General features: G+C 66.5%; 15 protein-coding genes. 5 read left to right on the top strand and 10 right to left on the bottom strand.

Going from position 1 to position 15116, the window contains the following annotated elements; genetic code table 11:
• The first annotated feature begins 135 nt into the window (after positions 1-135).
• From NUG20_RS06420 to NUG20_RS06410, 3 genes are all read left to right on the top strand, one after another.
• Complete coding sequence (locus tag NUG20_RS06420; RefSeq protein ID WP_263397553.1) at positions 136-558, top strand: hypothetical protein; 423 nt, start codon at positions 136-138, stop codon at positions 556-558.
• 27 nt (positions 559-585) lie between these two features.
• Entirely contained in the window at positions 586-1584 is a 999-nt protein-coding gene (locus NUG20_RS06415) for an XVIPCD domain-containing protein (protein ID WP_263397552.1), read from the top strand.
• A gap of 325 nt (positions 1585-1909) precedes the next feature.
• On the top strand, positions 1910-2380 hold the full coding sequence (locus tag NUG20_RS06410; protein WP_263397551.1) for a GNAT family N-acetyltransferase: 471 nt from the start codon (positions 1910-1912) through the stop codon (positions 2378-2380).
• 97 nt (positions 2381-2477) lie between these two features.
• Here NUG20_RS06410 and NUG20_RS06405 read toward each other — a convergent pair whose 3' ends face one another.
• The 3 genes from NUG20_RS06405 to NUG20_RS06395 all read right to left on the bottom strand — a co-directional run bounded on the left by NUG20_RS06405 (position 2478) and on the right by NUG20_RS06395 (position 4455).
• A complete protein-coding gene (locus tag NUG20_RS06405) occupies positions 2478-2684 on the bottom strand; it encodes a hypothetical protein (protein ID WP_263397550.1) in 207 nt (68 codons plus the stop codon).
• Between the two features lie 180 nt (positions 2685-2864).
• Entirely contained in the window at positions 2865-4073 is a 1209-nt protein-coding gene (locus NUG20_RS06400; RefSeq protein WP_263397549.1) for a hypothetical protein, read from the bottom strand.
• A gap of 85 nt (positions 4074-4158) precedes the next feature.
• Entirely contained in the window at positions 4159-4455 is a 297-nt protein-coding gene (locus NUG20_RS06395; RefSeq protein ID WP_263397548.1) for an XAC0095 family protein, read from the bottom strand.
• Positions 4456-4762: 307 nt separating this feature from the next.
• Here NUG20_RS06395 and NUG20_RS06390 point away from each other — a divergent pair, with 307 nt between their 5' ends.
• Positions 4763-5494: a hypothetical protein gene (locus NUG20_RS06390; protein ID WP_263397547.1), complete on the top strand. Its 732-nt coding sequence runs from the start codon at positions 4763-4765 to the stop codon at positions 5492-5494.
• 63 nt (positions 5495-5557) lie between these two features.
• Complete coding sequence (locus NUG20_RS06385; RefSeq protein WP_263397546.1) at positions 5558-6616, top strand: DUF2075 domain-containing protein; 1059 nt, start codon at positions 5558-5560, stop codon at positions 6614-6616.
• Positions 6617-6898: 282 nt separating this feature from the next.
• Here the strand turns inward: NUG20_RS06385 and NUG20_RS21840 are convergent, their stop codons facing one another.
• From NUG20_RS21840 to NUG20_RS06355, 7 genes are all read right to left on the bottom strand, one after another.
• Complete coding sequence (locus NUG20_RS21840; protein ID WP_317852745.1) at positions 6899-7063, bottom strand: hypothetical protein; 165 nt, start codon at positions 7061-7063, stop codon at positions 6899-6901.
• Positions 6988-8571 carry an XVIPCD domain-containing protein gene (locus tag NUG20_RS06380; RefSeq protein WP_317852734.1) on the bottom strand — a complete coding sequence of 528 codons (1584 nt, stop codon included), beginning with the start codon at positions 8569-8571 and terminating at the stop codon, positions 6988-6990. Before NUG20_RS06380 ends, NUG20_RS21840 begins: the two co-directional genes overlap by 76 nt.
• Before the next feature lie 32 nt (positions 8572-8603).
• On the bottom strand, positions 8604-9485 hold the full coding sequence (locus NUG20_RS06375; RefSeq protein WP_263398402.1) for a hypothetical protein: 882 nt from the start codon (positions 9483-9485) through the stop codon (positions 8604-8606).
• Between the two features lie 446 nt (positions 9486-9931).
• A complete protein-coding gene (locus NUG20_RS06370) occupies positions 9932-11164 on the bottom strand; it encodes a DUF1444 domain-containing protein (protein WP_263397545.1) in 1233 nt (410 codons plus the stop codon).
• Between the two features lie 251 nt (positions 11165-11415).
• Entirely contained in the window at positions 11416-13635 is a 2220-nt protein-coding gene (locus NUG20_RS06365) for a tetratricopeptide repeat-containing diguanylate cyclase (RefSeq protein ID WP_263397544.1), read from the bottom strand.
• Between the two features lie 660 nt (positions 13636-14295).
• Positions 14296-14595, bottom strand: coding sequence for a type II toxin-antitoxin system RelE/ParE family toxin (locus NUG20_RS06360; protein WP_263397543.1), 300 nt, complete (start codon positions 14593-14595; stop codon positions 14296-14298).
• A gap of 1 nt (position 14596) precedes the next feature.
• On the bottom strand, positions 14597-14881 hold the full coding sequence (locus tag NUG20_RS06355; RefSeq protein WP_263397542.1) for a type II toxin -antitoxin system TacA 1-like antitoxin: 285 nt from the start codon (positions 14879-14881) through the stop codon (positions 14597-14599).
• Positions 14882-15116: the final 235 nt, after the last annotated feature.

The following is a 15116-nucleotide window of genomic DNA, read 5'->3' as shown; positions in this document are numbered from 1 at the left end:
TAACGCGGCGCCCGGCACCGGCCCGCTTGCGGCCCAGGCACCGAATCGACAGGCGCAGCCGGCGCAATTACAGTGGGCCTCTCGCCTCGCCGCAGCCGCAGTGCGACCTGCCAGGCCGCATACCAGGAGAAGCACATGAAGCCGTGGCTCGTCGCCGCCCAGATCGCAGGCCTGTTGTTCGCCGCAGGCGCATGCAGCATGTCCGCCGCCGCGAAGAAGACCCCGATGGCCTCCGACGTCCTGGTCGTGCCCGCCGACCTGCCGACCCAGCGCCTGTTCGACTGCGCCGAGACCAGCATTGCCAAGCTGTCCGAGACCAGCAGCTCCTGGCCCAAGGTCACGCGCAAGGACGACGCCAAGGGCGTGCTGGAATCGGGCAACTTCGAAGAAGCCAACCGCAGCGGCTTCCGCATGCGCATCGAGCGCCCGCAAGGCGCCAGCCAGGCCAGGATCGCCCTCAAGGGCGCCGGCGCCTACTTCGTCGACCTGGGCGTGGAGCAGGCGATGAAGGACCTCAAGGCCTCGCTGGACAGCTGCGTGGCCGCGCAACCACACTAGCCCCGATCACCAAGGAAGGAGAACCGCATGCCCGATTATTCGATTGAAGCAAGATCGCTCGGCGTTGCCGGCGTCGCCGGTCACGACTACTGGGTGCTGCGCGACGAGCACGGCACCGCCCTGGCCGAACTGCACGGCCTGGCCACCGACCGCCAGACCGGCGAAGCCATCCCCATCGGCACCGACGAGAGCAAGCACTCGCTGCGCGCCTGGCACTACCCGCACGACGCCGGCTATGCCAACGCCATCGGCGCAAAGCCCGACAGCACCAGCTACATCCAGGAAGGCCAGCCGGCACGCACCGTCGCCACCGGCGACAAGGAGCAGATCCTGGCGCGCTGGAACACCGCGGTCAGCGCCGTGCCCGAACTCAATGCGCAGGACCTGAACTACCCCAACTACGGCTTCAAGGTGTTCGGCGAGACCGTCAACAGCAACTCCGCCTACCGCACCTTCGGCGAACTGATGGACGTACCGGTCAACGACTTCCCCGGCCGCATCGAACCGGGCATCGGTAACCGCATGCTGTCGCAGGAACGCACCGAGGAACTGCGCTATCGCGAGCAACCGGACCAGGACCGGCAACGTGCGCCCGCACCCGCCGACCCGACGCGCCCGGAGCCCCAGGACCAGGCCATGCTGCAGCAGATCCGCGGCAAGGTCGAAGGCCTGAACGGCCCCGGCCAGCTGGACCCGGCCGACAACGACCGCGTCAGCGCCAGCCTGTACGCGCTGGCCAAGCAGCACAATTTCGGCAGCGTCGACCAAATCGCCCTCAGCCAGCAGACCAAGACTGCCGCGGCCGGCGAGAACATCTTCATCGTGCAAGGCGCCGCCGGCGACCCGGCCAAGCTGCGCGCGCACATGCCCACCGCCGAAGCGGCGCAGACCCCGGTCGAGCAATCGTTCGACAAGGCGCAAGCGCAGCAGCCCGACCCGCCAGTGCACGAGCGCGAACACCAGCAGGCACAGAACCAGGTGCAGGCACAGGAAGCACAGCAGCGGCCGATGGTGCAGGCGCTGTAGCCTCGCGCTGGCGACCGCGCTTGCGCCGCCCTGCGCGCGCGAGGCGCGAAGTGCGGTAATGCGGAATGCCGCCAGCATCCGCGCATGGCCGGCGCCACTGCGGCGCCGGCTTGGCCGCCGGCCTGATCGCCCCGCGCCAACGGCCCGTGATACCGTTGGCGCGTCCATCAGGAGAAGGCCTTTGTCCACCGTCATCGCAGCTCGGACCACACCGGTCGCGACGGTGGGGACACGGCGCCGCTAGCGGCCCTCCGCGGCTTCGTCCGCATCCCCGCGTCTCGACCCGCCTGCCCGCCAGGGCACCGACGCAACGTCGAGAAACACCATGATCATCGAAGCAACCCCAAGCGACTTCGCCGCGCTGCTGCGCGCGTGCGCGCCACGCCACTACCACCTCGTCCCCGACAGCCCCATCGCCGAACCCGAAGTCCTGCGCATGCTGAGCGACCTCGCCCACGCCATCGGCCAACGCTTCGCCCCAGCGGCCTGGCTCATCGTCGAACACGACGAAGTGATCGGCCTGTGCTCCGTTACCCGCGTACCCGCGCAGGGCAGCGTGGACATCGGCTACGGCATCGTCGCCGCCCGCCGGGGCAAGGGCGCCGCCACGCGCGCGGTCGCCGCCGTCGCGCAGTGGGCACGCCACGACCCGCGCGTGCACCGGCTCACCGCCGACACCGCCGTGGATAACCACGCCTCGCAGCGCGTACTGGAGCGCAACGGCTTCCGCCGCAGCGGCGAGCGCGTGGACCCGGAAGACGGGCCGCTGCTGTGCTGGGAACTGGACGTGCGCTAGCGCGGCACGTCGCTCGCCGGGAGCGCGCGTGGCGTTCCCTGCGAGCGATCGCTTCAGCGTGGCCTGCCGACCATCGGCGTTCGCTGCTGGCCGCGCATCAGCCGCCCGCCAAGCCACCACCCGCACGGCCCGGCAGCGCACCCTCGTCGTCCACCGCATCGGGGTTTTCCAGGTCGCCCACCTCGCGGTCGATGCCCGCCTGCGGATCCGGCCGCGGCGGCGCCTGCCGCGGATCGGCCGGCGCGGTATCGGAGCCCTTGCCACCGGGCGTGCCATGCGGCGCATTCTCGTCGTGCTTGCTCATGCCGAACCCTCCTCATGGATGGCCCGAGCCTACGACCCGGGCCGTGAAGGGGACTGCTGCGTGGCGTCATAGCGAAGAGGGCGTGCAATGCGGCACGCAAGCGCGATGGCCAGCGCCCCGCTTAGTCGCGCACACCGCCGCTTTCCTACGAGCACCTACGCAGCGCAGCGGCCATGCGCTTCATTTGCCAGGTTGCGCCGCCGCAGCGGCATCCCTCTTCTTCGGGGCTTCCACCCTGCTCCAGCTCAGCACCTGGCTCGCCGGAATCAGGAAGCGCGGCTTGTGTTCATCGCCGAGTCCACCGGGCGGGGCCACATAGAAGTCCGAACCCAACCGCGTCAACACGTCCACCGACCGCAACACATACACGTTCGACGCCGGCTGCGCCCGGTCGCACTGCGCCGCCGGCCACGCCGCCTTGACGATCTGGCAGCCCTGCTCCGTCACCTGCAGCTGCACGCCGGGCAGCATGCCGATGCCGAGCTTGCGCACGGTGACGTCCACTGTACCCAGCAGCGCGCCGCTGTATGCCAAAACCATCAGCACCGCGGCACCTAGAACGCGGAAGCGTTTGGAAAATGGCACTCGATGCGTCGCATACACAAGCCAATGAAAGAACACGACGATGAAGACTACAACTGCAAGATAAAACCAGTCTGACCCTTTAGTCGGAGGTGCCACATAGCCCACGGCAAATGCAGCGAGCGGCCAGAATGCCAAGTACACCAGCAGCATCAACGAGAGAGTGCCGCGAGGCCTACGTAGTACGGGCCAGTACCGCCGCACTCGATCCACGTCCCAGACTACAGTCAGTAGCGCCAGAGCGAGCGCACCAAGGCCAAACCCGGCAATAACTCCATAGGCCGCGAACCGAACGAATCCCCAGTGCTCGCAAAGCAGCAAAAATGCATAGTACATAGCGCTAAGCAGAGCCGCTCCCGCGAACAGCCATAGGCTACCGAACACGCGTTCCCTCCGCCGACCCAATGCAAGCTGCGTGCGGCGGTAGTAAGACTTCAACCCTCTACGCGGGGCATCGTCCTGTCTCGGCCGCAACGGGACAACCAGTAGATGCTGATCGACCAGTAGCCCCATCACCCACGCCGGCAATGCAAGCACCGCCAGGAAGGCAATCAAGGCGATTCCACCGAACAGCGCCACCGCGCTCAGCACCACGCCAAGATCGCCCAGCGACAGCGACGGCACGTAGCCGATGCGCAGGAAGTGCGCCAGCACCATGCCGCCGCCCCAACACGGCACCAGCCATTTCAGGTCCACCCCGAACGTCTGCCGCAACATGCGCCACAGCGGCACGGCCGGCGCGTTGCGCTTCTCCGGCCGCTCGCCGACCTCGCCGCCGCTTACTACGTCCCCCTTACTCTGCTGCATCATGGCTCCTTAGCGTCTGACGCCTCGCTCCCTGGCCGGCGAGCATAATGGCGCCGCTGCACCCGCGATCACGTTGCCGGCGAAGTCACGACGCCTCCATACCGTTGCCATCCCTCTGCGCTCGACTCCAATACTGGCGTCGCGCCGGCCACGACACCTCCCGCAGCACCAAGTCCACCTGTTCCGCGAGCAGTTCCATGCATATCGCCAGCTCGCCCGCACGCACCTTCGGTGCTGCTTCGCGCCCTTCGTCCACAGTGCGTGGCTGCGCCAGTCGCGCTAGGAACCGCATGTGATCGCGCAACTGCTGCAGGCGGTACTGCGCTTCTTCTGGCAGGTAATAGCCAGGATCCAAATCAGGATGACGGGCGGCCTCGGTCATAGCATCTCTCGCCAAACGGCATGAAGATCCACCCGTTCTCGGAGGTGGTAGCCCGCTGTACGAGGAGTTCCTAGGCTCCGTGTAGTAGTCCTGCTATCGCTGGCGCGACGCGTCAAGTCGGATCATCAATTGGGTCTTGCATGCTGCAAGCGATGATTAGCATGCGTCAGTTTTGTATACGAATTACTCCAAAGCACCCTCAGTATTGCGAACCGATGGCACGCGCCAATGTAAAGACTTGTCAGCCACTGCGCATCGGTTCAAAGTTCGAGCGAGCAACGGAAGGCATTCAGGGGGAACGCCGAGCGTGATCGTTTATCAGTCGACCCGTACCGCGTTCCTGCAAGACTCGGAACAGCAGGCAATCGAGGAAATCATCTCCACCGCCTTCCTCAAGAAGACAGGCCGATACGCACCGGAGAGCGAGTTCCGCGCCTGGCGGCATTCGCTTACCCAGATGGCCGACGTCCTCAGCGACGACAGCCTGCCTGCGGACATGGGCGTCGGCATCGAGTTCGGCATCCCGCAGACCGCCAAGCGCATCGACTTCATCCTGAGCGGGCTTGGCGAGGCCGAAGAACCACGGGCGATCATCGTCGAACTCAAACAATGGTCCACGTCCGCCGTCACCGACAAGGACGGCATCGTCAGGGCGCAACGCGGCGGACCGACCGAGACCGAAGGCCCGCACCCGTCCTACCAAGCCTGGTCGTATGCGGCCCTGCTGCAGGGCTTCAACGAGGCGGTGCACGAAGGCGGCGTCCAGCTACAGCCTTGCGCCTACCTGCACAACCACTTCCGCGACGGTACCATCGACGATCCGCGCTACACCGCCTACACCGACAAGGCGCCGCTGTTCCTGCGCGGGATAGAGGAAAAGCGAAAGCTGCGCGATTTCATCCGCCAGCACGTGCGCAAAGGCGACAACGGCGAATTGCTCTACAAGATCGAGAACGGCCGTATCCGCCCTTCCAAGATGCTCGCCGACAGCGTGGTCGGCATGCTCAAGGGCAACCAGGAATTCGTGCTGATCGACTAACAGAAGCTGGTCTACGAAACCTGTCTGGCGCGCGCCGCGCAGGCCAGCGCCGAACGCAAGCAAGTGGTGATCGTCAAAGGCGGCCCGGGCACTGGCAAATCAGTGGTGGCGGTGAACCTGCTGGTCGAGCTGACCAAGCGCGGCACCACCACCAAGTACGTCTCCAAGAACGCGGCGCCGCGTGCCGTATACGCGCAGAAGCTGGCCGGGCACATCCGCAAGGTCGAGATCGGCAACCTGTTCTCCGGCTCGGGCAACTTCCACCAGACCGAGCCGAACGTGTTCGGCACCCTGGTGGTGGACGAGGCCCACCGCCTCAACGAGAAAAGCGGCCTGTACAGCAACCTCGGCCAGAATCAGGTGATGGAGCTGATCCGCAGCGCCCACTGCACCGTCTTCTTCGTCGACGACGACCAGATCGTCACCCTCTCCGACATCGGCCACACCGGAGAGCTACGTCACTGGGTCGCACAGCTCGGTGCCGAAGTGACCGAGCTGGAACTGGCCTCGCAGTTCCGCTGCGCCGGTTCGGATGGCTATATGGCCTGGCTGGACAATTTCCTCGGCATCCGCGAGACCGCCAACACCGATTTCGACCGCGACGCCTTCGACTTCCGCATCATCGACTCGCCGGTGGAACTGCACGACCTGATCCGCGAGAAGAACAAGCTCAACAACAAGTCCCGTGTGGTGGCTGGCTATTGCTGGGACTGGAAGAGCAAGAACAATCCGGATGCCTGGGACATCGAGATTCCGGAACACGACTATCGCGCGCAGTGGAACCTGGGAAGCGACGGCAGCTTGTGGGCCGTCGCCGAGAACTCCGTCGAGCAGGTCGGATGCATCCACACCTGCCAGGGGCTGGAACTGGACTATGTAGGGGTGATCATCGGGCCGGACTTGGCCTGGCGTGAGGGCCAGTTGCTCACTGATCCAAGCCAACGTTCAAAGCAGGATCGCTCTATCCGAGGATACAAATCGCAGTCCAAATACAATCCAGAGGTTCAAGACCGTGTGGATCGGATCATCCGGAATACGTACAAGACCTTGATGAGCCGAGGCATGAGGGGCTGTTATGTCTATATCAGCGACCTGGGATCTAGAGCCGCAATGCAAAAGTGACTGTTGCCTCGACATAGCCGCCCGATCCAGCGGGCCTTGTCGCGGGACGCCAACGCGCGGGCGACGAACGCCTCCTGCTGCTCACGCGGCAACATCTCGCCAAGCACGGACTGCACCGCGAAGCTGGTGGCAGCGTTGTCTTCCTGCGACACGGCCTCGGGCACTTCGCACACCGCGGGACCAGGCATGCGCCGGGGAGGGGAAATAGACATCATGGCGCTCGCCTGCATCGGCAGACAGAGCAGTGCGCCTCGGGCTCACCGAAGCCAACCCTGCGGCACATCAGCCCATCCCTCGCTGCCTGGTCCCCTCCTGCTGCGCCAGCGCTTGTTCCTGCGCCTGGCTCTGGACCTGCGCCATCGACTGTGTTTCTAGCACTTGTAACCGTGCCAGCGATTGCTCCACAGGTGTATTGACCGCAACGTCCGTAGGCATGCCGGCACGCAGGTGCGCCGGGTTGCTCGGCTCGCCCTGCACGACGAACACGGTGGCGCCGCCGCAGCACGCGGCGTTTGGTTGCTCAGCAGCACATGATCGATGCGCTCCAGTCCATGTTCCTTCGCCAACAGCGCGAGGCTGGCACTCATGCTCGCGCTGTGTTCGTCGCTGCTCCTGCCTATGCTGGCGTCCAACTGCCCCACCCGGGTGTTCGCCTGGGCGTACAGAGGGTGCGGCTCTGCCTGCTGCGCGGGCTCGATTTCTGCCCGGCGCTGCCCGCCGTGCGGTGGCTCTGCCGGCCGGCCTTCGGGGCGATGATGTTCCTGCGGCGCTCGCCCGTCCTGCCGGGCTGGTCCTGGCCTGGCGTCTTCCTGCTGCTGTCCTTGGTCCCGCTGCTGCTCTCGCACCGGCCCGGGCGTGGTGCTGGTCAGGACGTATTGCCAACGGGTCTGCGCTGGATTGCCCTGCACCGCGTTGATGAAGCCTTGGTATTCCGTAGGATGAATCGTTTGGCAGCCTGCGGAATCGGTACTGCCACTGGAGCCCCGGTGGATCTTGAAGGTGTCGTTGAGGTCCTGCACTCCGTTGACGTCGGTCTGGTTGAACCAGCCATCCGCGTTGGTATCGCGCTGGACTGCACCGTGGCCGGCGGCAACCGCCGCCTGGCTGGGCCGCAGGGCGTTATCCATGGTGCCTGGTCGAGTCGGATTCGGATGCTGTCCCATCTGCATCTCGATGGTGCCATCGCTCAACCGCCCCAGATCCCGGATGCCGTCCGCGTTGACGTCGTCGCCTTCGATCTTCCTTGGTCTTGCGATGCTTTCGTAGCCAGGGGAAGGAGCGAACGTTCGATTCTCCACGCCACCTTCGGCACGGGGCCGATGCCCGGTATTGCCGGCATGGTGGTCGTACTGCGCCGTCGGCTCCGTATTTGCCTTCTCGGCGCCCTGCACATGGCGCGTGCCATCGGCGTCCTTCCACAATACGACTAGACGATCGTTGTAGACCCCGGTGCCGGCCTGCGCCTCGTTGACATTGGGTGTGGCGGGGTCATCGTCGCGGATCGTTGCGGAATGCTGCCGATCTTCCATTGCGGCAAGCGTCGAATTTTCCTGACGCAGGCCCAGCACGACCCGTTCGTTGGCACGTGACAATGCATCGTGCGCGGCATCGTTGCCCCTCACCTGCACGATGCTGGCGTAGACATCGTAGGTTTGCGCATCGCTCAACGTGGCTATCTGGGTTTGCGCAGGAAAGCGTGGCTGCGCGGTTGCCGCAGTCTGCAGGCGCTGCAGCGCCGCCGTGGCGGCAGGATCGGCGGCCCCGTGCAAGTGGGTCGCAATGCTGGCGCTCGCGCCCACGCCCACGTAGCGGTCCAGCGCGTCCTGCACGGCCTCGGGCTGGTTTTGCCGTCGCTCTTCCAACAGTGCCAAGGCTTCTGCCGAACGGTTGGCATTGAACAATGTGGTGATCCGATCTGCGCTGGGCCGGATATCGAGGTCGTTGGATCTGGCCATTGCGATGCTCCTTGCGGAATGGTGCGTGTTGGTTACTTGGCGACGAAGCGATCCTCAGCGTCATCCGGATAATCCGAGCACTCTGGTTCGCCCGAAAGTACCTGGCGGCATGGCCACTGCGATCTGGTGACGCGATCGACACGTTCGAAGCGCTCGCCAGTCCATCGCACGAAGCCGAAGTGGGCATAGCCCCCCGCCCTGCGGGGATCGTCCGCTGCCAGTGGTTGGTCGGGATCGAACTCCATCAGCCAGCGCATCGTCGCTGCATAAGGCAATTTGTCGTCGAACAGGAACAATTCGCTGCCGCCATGGCTCTGCTGACGTGCGCGATCTTCGGCGCTTAACTGCGGATCGCGCGGCAGCACTTCCACACTGACATCGTGCGCCATGCCGTCGGCACCGAGACGATAGGCCTTGCGCCCCTTGCCCGCGCGGCAGTCCATGCTTGCCCCGCTCGCGTCGCATTTCACTGGCCAAACCAGGTACACCGTCTTTTGCGGATCGGGGCTTTCGAAGGAGCGGACGGTTACGACTCCGGCAACCAGTGTGAAATCTGGACGATGGCCCAGCCCCGGTGCAGCCAGGTAGATCGCACTGCGCAAGTCCGCCAGGCGCGTGTCAGGACTTTCGGCAAGCGCATCGTGAGGAATGGCCAACAACGCGCGTGCCATATGCTCGGGTGCGGGGCCGCGACAATAGGCATCTTGCAGGATCTGCGCGGGCGAAGCGCCATGCGATTGGTCGCGATCCACGCACACCGCTCCCAGTTCTCGCTCCACCTTGAAGGGGACCCAGGGACGCGGCGCGGCCGATTGCACCTTCGGAAAACCGGCGGTGTGGTCCGCATCGCTTGCCGCTGTAGCACTGGGCGGCGTGGCGCGAGGCTCGACCTGTCCCTGAGCGCGCTGCTGCATGCACCCGAGCGTAGCCAGAGACAGCATCCATGCCAGCGTCGTGCGAATTTTGAAACTCTTCACACCGCCCCTCCATTTCAAGTAAAAAATCGGTCGTTCGATCCTAGTGCTCGAGATCCGGCACCGACTGCGATCCAATCTACCACCAGCCGCCGACCGCTCTATTTTGCACTTACAGCCCCCCACCCGCACGCACCTCCCAGCCCGCCGCATACCCACAATGGGCACGTTGCTGCCCAATTTAGGTACTGCAAGGCTGGTGGCGATCAGGTCGCGGGTCTTTCAAGCAGCCCTGATCGCGCGTAGTGCGGAATGGCGCTTGGTGACGGACCCTCACCACCCAACCCCTCTCCCGGGGGGAGAGGGGCTTATGCGTGCCGGGCTTTCCTTCTCGTGCGCCTTCCGTCTGTGGGCTTGGCGGACCGCTTGCGATGCGGCTGCGACGCCTAGGCCGGCGTCAACTGCCGCAGCTGCGCCTCGCTTGGAAAGCTGCGCACACGAAAGCGCGGCGGGTAGAAGCCAGGTTCCGGCTCCATCAGGTCGCCAACCACGGCCACGGCCTTGTCCCAGTCCACGAACACCATGTCCGCGTCCTCGCCTTCCTTCGGCGAAACGAAGGCGATGCGCTCGGCCTGGGGCAGCGAGGTGTCCACGCCCTGGGTCCACGTGGCCAGCGAGAATTGATGCCCGCTGCCGTCGTTCTCTTCGAACACGCGGTAGGAGGCGACGAAGACGTCCTCCTGGTTCGCTTCGTGGATCTTTTCCAGGAATTCCTTCTGCATGGAATAGGTGGAGGCATCCATCAACCGCCGCAGGTCGCCCTGGCGGCGCCGGTGCTCGGGCTGCGGCAATGCGAAGGGGACGATGCGGCGGTCGTCGTCGTAGGCGAATGCCAGCGAGGAGATGCAGCGGCCGTTCGCGGCCGCTTCCAGGCTCAGTTCCAGCATGCCGGCCATCGCCGTTTCGTCGCGGTCGCCCACCACCAACAGGCAATCGCGCGTGGGCAGCATGAACACCGGCCGCCCCTTCACCGGGACGCGTTGCAGCACGTCGGGCAGCAAGGCGCGGCTGGTGTCGTAGGCGTCCTGCCAGGCGCCGCGGAAGACGCCTGCGGCGACCTCCACGAAGCGGTCCGGCGTGGCGTCGCGCAGGTTGTCGCGGGCGATGGCCAGGCCTTCCTCGAAGGTGATCCCCCACGCGTCTTCCGGCCCCTGGGTCAGGGTCGAGGTCGATTCGGGGCGGTCGATCGCCAGCAGTTCGACGCAGTCCTCCGCCACCTCGCGGCAGACGACCGTGAAGGGCGCCTCCCAGCCGTGCTGGCGGACATGGTCCAGGCGCATTTCCTCGAACATGCCGCGGTGGCGAATCACCGGCATCAGCGTCGGCCGCACCTGCTCGAAGGTCTTGGTTTCGTTTTCCTCGTTGTGCCCTTCCACGAACGCCGCGACATAGCTGCGCAGCACTTCCACCCGGCCTTGGCGATCGGCCTTGGTATACGCGTGATAGGCGTTGTGCAGGTTGATGATGCGCCCGCGCTGGTCGGCAAGGCGGAACTCGTCCGGCCTGTAGGTCAGTTCGTCTGGATAGCCCTGCGCGCGCAGCGCATCCCCGAACAGCTTGGCGAACGCATCCGGACTCGGCTTGCGATTGAACAGCTTGTCGAACAGTGCTGCGAACATCAGCGGTCTTCCTTGTCGAGGGGCGTCATGCGGACGCCGCGCGGAACGCTATCACAGCTTTGGAGGTGGCCCGAGGCGGGGCTTGGGTCACGTCGCGCTGGCGGCCTGCGTCGCGGGTACGCGAGGCGTCATCGCCCAGGACCAAGGGTCGCGTGCGCGATAGGCCAGCCGGCCGCCCCTATGGCGCCCTGGCGCATGGACCGATACATGCCGGCACGGCGCGCTCGGCCGCGGCGTCGCGCGCGGCGATGCTAGTCGTCGGTGCGCTCGGTGGCCGCGGCCGGCTGCTCCACCGCCCCGCCGCTCTGCAGCAGCAGGCCCTGCGCCTGCAGCATCTCGAGCGGCAGGTCCGGGCCGGCCTCGGCCAACGCCGGGGCCGCATCGCTCAGGGTGAGCGCCACCCAACGGTCTCGGCCGCCGTGCTTGGCGCGGTACAGGGCGGCATCGGCGATGCGCAGGCTCAGCGACCAGTCGCCACCGGGCTGCGCGGGGAACAGGCTCACGCCCATCGACACGGTGAGCGCGACGGTGCCGGTGGGCCGTACCAGCGGCTCGGCATGCAGGCGTTCGCGCAGGCGCCGGAACAGCACCGGCGCATCGGCCAGGGTGCCGCCCGGGCAGATCCACAGGAACTCCTCGCCGCCCCAGCGGGCGATGACGTCGGAGCCGCGCGCGCACTCGCGCAGGATGTCGCTCAGGTGCATCAGCGCATGGTCGCCACCTTCGTGGCCGTGCAGGTCGTTGACGCGCTTGAAGTGGTCGATGTCCAGCACTGCGACCAGCAGCGGCTCGCGCTCCTGCGCCGGCGCCGGGGTGTCGCGCGCCTGCAGCCAGCCGGTGACGTAGCGGCGGTTGCGCAGGCCGGTCAGTGCGTCCTCTTCGCTCTGGCGGCGGATCACTGCGGTGAGCTGCTCCAGTTCGCGGTGCTGGGCCTGGATCTCGTCGTTCTTGCGCGCCAGTTCGGCGTTGATGCGCCGGCGCGCACGCGCCTCGCGCACCTTCCAGGCGACGAACGCGACCAGCGCCAATACAGCGGCGAGCAGGCCGTAGACCATCGCCCGCTGGCGCTGCTCGCGCGCCTGCAGTTGCGCATAGGCGGCCTGTTCGGCGGCGCGCGCGCGGCCGACCGCGGCCAGCTCGGTGTTCTTGCGCGCCAGGTCCACCGCCGATTCGAGTTCGGCGATGCGGGTCTTGGATTCGACGTTCACCGCCTCGTCGTTGACCGTCTTGTACTCGCGCATCAGCGCCAGCGCCTCGCGGGTGCGGCCGAGCGCGTCGAGGTTGTCGATCATGCGCGGATACAGTTCCAGGCGCCGCGGCACGTTGTCCGATTGCGCGAACAGGGCGCGCGAGCGTTCGAACTCGGTGGCGGCCGCCTCGCGCTGCCCGAGATCGACCAGCGTCAGGCCGATGTTGGAATAGACGATGGCGGCCTCGCCGTAGTCGCCGTGCTCGCCGTTGCTGCCGGCGTCGATCAGTGCGGCGGCCTCGCGCAGCAGCGGCAGCGCCTCGCGCGGGCGGTGCAGGCGGCGCAGCACGTTGGCCAGGTTGTTCAGTGGACCGCTGAGCGAAGCGTCGCCCGCGGTGCGCGCGCTGGCCAGGGCCTGCCGGTAGAGCGCCTCGGCACGCTGCAGCTGGTCGGCGCCTTCGTAGGCCGAACCCAGGTTGTTGAGCACGTCCGCGCGCGCCAGCCCTTTGCGCGGGTTGGCGTCGTAGGCGGCCAGCGCGCGCTGGCCGTAGTCGATCGCCTTGGGCCATTCGTGGGCATACACGAACACGCCTGTGGCGTTGTGCAGCAGCGCCGGATCGGCCGGCTTGCCCAGCGCCTTGCCGACACGTTCGACCTCGAGCAGCGCGGCGATGGCATCGGGCAAACGCCCCTGCTGCGCGGACACGACGAAGACGATCTGGTTGGCGTTGTAGTCGACCAGGTCCGGGTGCTTGCGGACCTTGGACAGCGCCAGCCGCGCCACGCGCAGCGCATCGTCCTGCGCGCCCATCTTGTAGTAGGACGCGGCCAGCTGCCGCCACAGCTCGGCCAGGCTGGGCTCGTCCGGCAGCAGGCGCTCGAAGCGGGTCATCTCGGCTTCGAGCTCGGCGATGCGGGCGGCATCGCGCGTCTGCCACATGGCGCCGTTGAGCCGCTTGAGCAGGCGCAGCCGCTGCTGCGGCGACAGGTCGGTCTGCTGGCGCAGCACCGAGCCGATGGCGACGATGCGCTCGGGACGATTCGCCGCGGAGGCCGCGTCGACCAGTTCCAGGCCCAGCGCGGTGCGGTCGCGCGCGTCGCCGCCGGCGTCCCAGGCGGGCTCGCCCAGTTGCAGCGCCGCGGCCGGATCCTGCTCGCGCAGCTCCGCCACGCATGCGCTCAACGCCTGTGTGCACGGCGCCGCCACCGCCGCTGCCGGCAACCCGAGCACGACCCACCACAGCAGCGCACCGAGCGGCTGCCAACCAAAGCGACTGCGCACTGCCGTTCTCCCCATGATCCTGCGGCGCACGCCCCGGCGCCCATGCCATCGCGCCGTTGGCGCGCGACCTCTTGCGCGTGCCGCCGCCCATCGGGCAGCCACACCGCGTCGTGGCTCGATATCGGCGCGCACGCAGGGTTCTTGAGTCGCCGGCTGGCGGGGCGGGTGGGATGCGGTCGCGCGGTCTCTATCGGCAGGCGGGTCGCCGCTGGCACGCCGTGCGCGCCACGCGCCTAGCGAAGGTGCCTGCCGCAGCGCACACACGCAAGAACATGCATGCCCAGATCATTCCACAGCATCAATCTCCAACGTGCGTGAAGGCCATCAGCATCAGGAAATTCAAGGAGTGCATGGGATGACAAACGCTAACGTACAGTTACAGGCCCACGCTGGCCCGATCTTCCGTCCAACCAGAAGTGGCCGCCGATCAAGAAGCAGAACTGTATCCAACCAGCGCCGCAGGCCAGGATCTTAAGCAACGGTCCCGCCGGGAAGCACCAACTGGCATCTAGTCGGTCGTGGCCTTGGCCTACGATAGCGGCCGAGGACACGGCCAGGCCAGATCAGTTCGCGATGAACCTGAGCGCCCTCCGCCACGCCCCAGCCCGCATCGCGCAGCACGTGGGGCCGATGCGGTTGGCGCGAGTGTCGGCCTTGGTTTCATGCATCACGTGCATAGCCCGCCTCCCGCTGTGCGCGAAGCGCCATCACGATCACCGTGTCGGTCACATCCACATAGCGATACAACGCCACGTACCCGTGCGAACCGCGGCTCATCACCAGTTCGCGGCTGTCTCCATGGACCGGGCAGCCGATCAACGGATTGCCTGCCAGCACGTCGAACGCGCTGACGATCTCCTCGGCTCTCTCTTCTGCTTGCTCGCTCTCGTGGTCGCGCAAATACGCGGCGATCCGCTCCAGGTCCTCGACCACGCCGGGAGCGAAGCGGATGCGCGTCACCTCAGCCTTCCAGCTTGCGCGCCACTGGCCGCTTCGTAGGCTTTCCTGCAACCCGGGCGCGGAAGTAGGTGCGCGCCTCGTCCCACGGGATGGTCTCACCCGTCTCCAGGAACTCGGCCCAGCGCTGATCGGCCTGGGCGTGGAAGTCGGCGCGCCGCTCGGCCAGCTCGGCCTTCTCGGCGATGGCTTCCAGGATGAAATTGTGCGCCGTGGTGCCGGCGGCTTCCGCCGCCTTGGCGATGCGGGCCTTGAGCGCGTCCGGCAGGCGGATGGTGGTGGTGCTCATGCGGGCTCCCGGCGATGGGCTCGAGGCAATGTAGCACATGTGTGGTACAGCTGCAGGCAGCCGGCCGGGTTGGGGCAGCTCAGCTGACCAAAGAAAGCGGCTTTAAGCAGAGATTGACGGATGGCGGCGATGTCGGCGAGCTGTTCTAGGTAAACATCTTCGGCTTGCTTGCAACGAGCCACCAGGCTCCAGGCGCGTCAACGAAAAAGCCCCGCCGGAGCGGGGCTTTTCGTAT

The sequence above is a fragment of the Xanthomonas sp. CFBP 8443 genome (assembly GCF_025666195.1).
In the GTDB taxonomy this organism is placed as follows: domain Bacteria; phylum Pseudomonadota; class Gammaproteobacteria; order Xanthomonadales; family Xanthomonadaceae; genus Xanthomonas_A.
This window is presented reverse-complemented; position numbering and strand designations above follow the sequence as displayed.

Excerpts from the sequence above, each read along its gene's own strand:
- NUG20_RS06420 (WP_263397553.1), top strand. The coding sequence starts at position 136 with ATGAAGCCGTGGCTCGTCGCCGCCCAGATCGCAGGCCTGTTGTTCGCC.
- NUG20_RS06415 (WP_263397552.1), top strand. The coding sequence starts at position 586 with ATGCCCGATTATTCGATTGAAGCAAGATCGCTCGGCGTTGCCGGCGTC.
- NUG20_RS06410 (WP_263397551.1), top strand. The coding sequence starts at position 1,910 with ATGATCATCGAAGCAACCCCAAGCGACTTCGCCGCGCTGCTGCGCGCG.
- NUG20_RS06405 (WP_263397550.1), bottom strand. The coding sequence starts at position 2,684 with ATGAGCAAGCACGACGAGAATGCGCCGCATGGCACGCCCGGTGGCAAG.
- NUG20_RS06400 (WP_263397549.1), bottom strand. The coding sequence starts at position 4,073 with ATGCAGCAGAGTAAGGGGGACGTAGTAAGCGGCGGCGAGGTCGGCGAG.
- NUG20_RS06395 (WP_263397548.1), bottom strand. The coding sequence starts at position 4,455 with ATGACCGAGGCCGCCCGTCATCCTGATTTGGATCCTGGCTATTACCTG.
- NUG20_RS06380 (WP_317852734.1), bottom strand. The coding sequence starts at position 8,571 with ATGGCCAGATCCAACGACCTCGATATCCGGCCCAGCGCAGATCGGATC.
- NUG20_RS06375 (WP_263398402.1), bottom strand. The coding sequence starts at position 9,485 with ATGCAGCAGCGCGCTCAGGGACAGGTCGAGCCTCGCGCCACGCCGCCC.
- NUG20_RS06370 (WP_263397545.1), bottom strand. The coding sequence starts at position 11,164 with ATGTTCGCAGCACTGTTCGACAAGCTGTTCAATCGCAAGCCGAGTCCG.
- NUG20_RS06355 (WP_263397542.1), bottom strand. The coding sequence starts at position 14,881 with ATGAGCACCACCACCATCCGCCTGCCGGACGCGCTCAAGGCCCGCATC.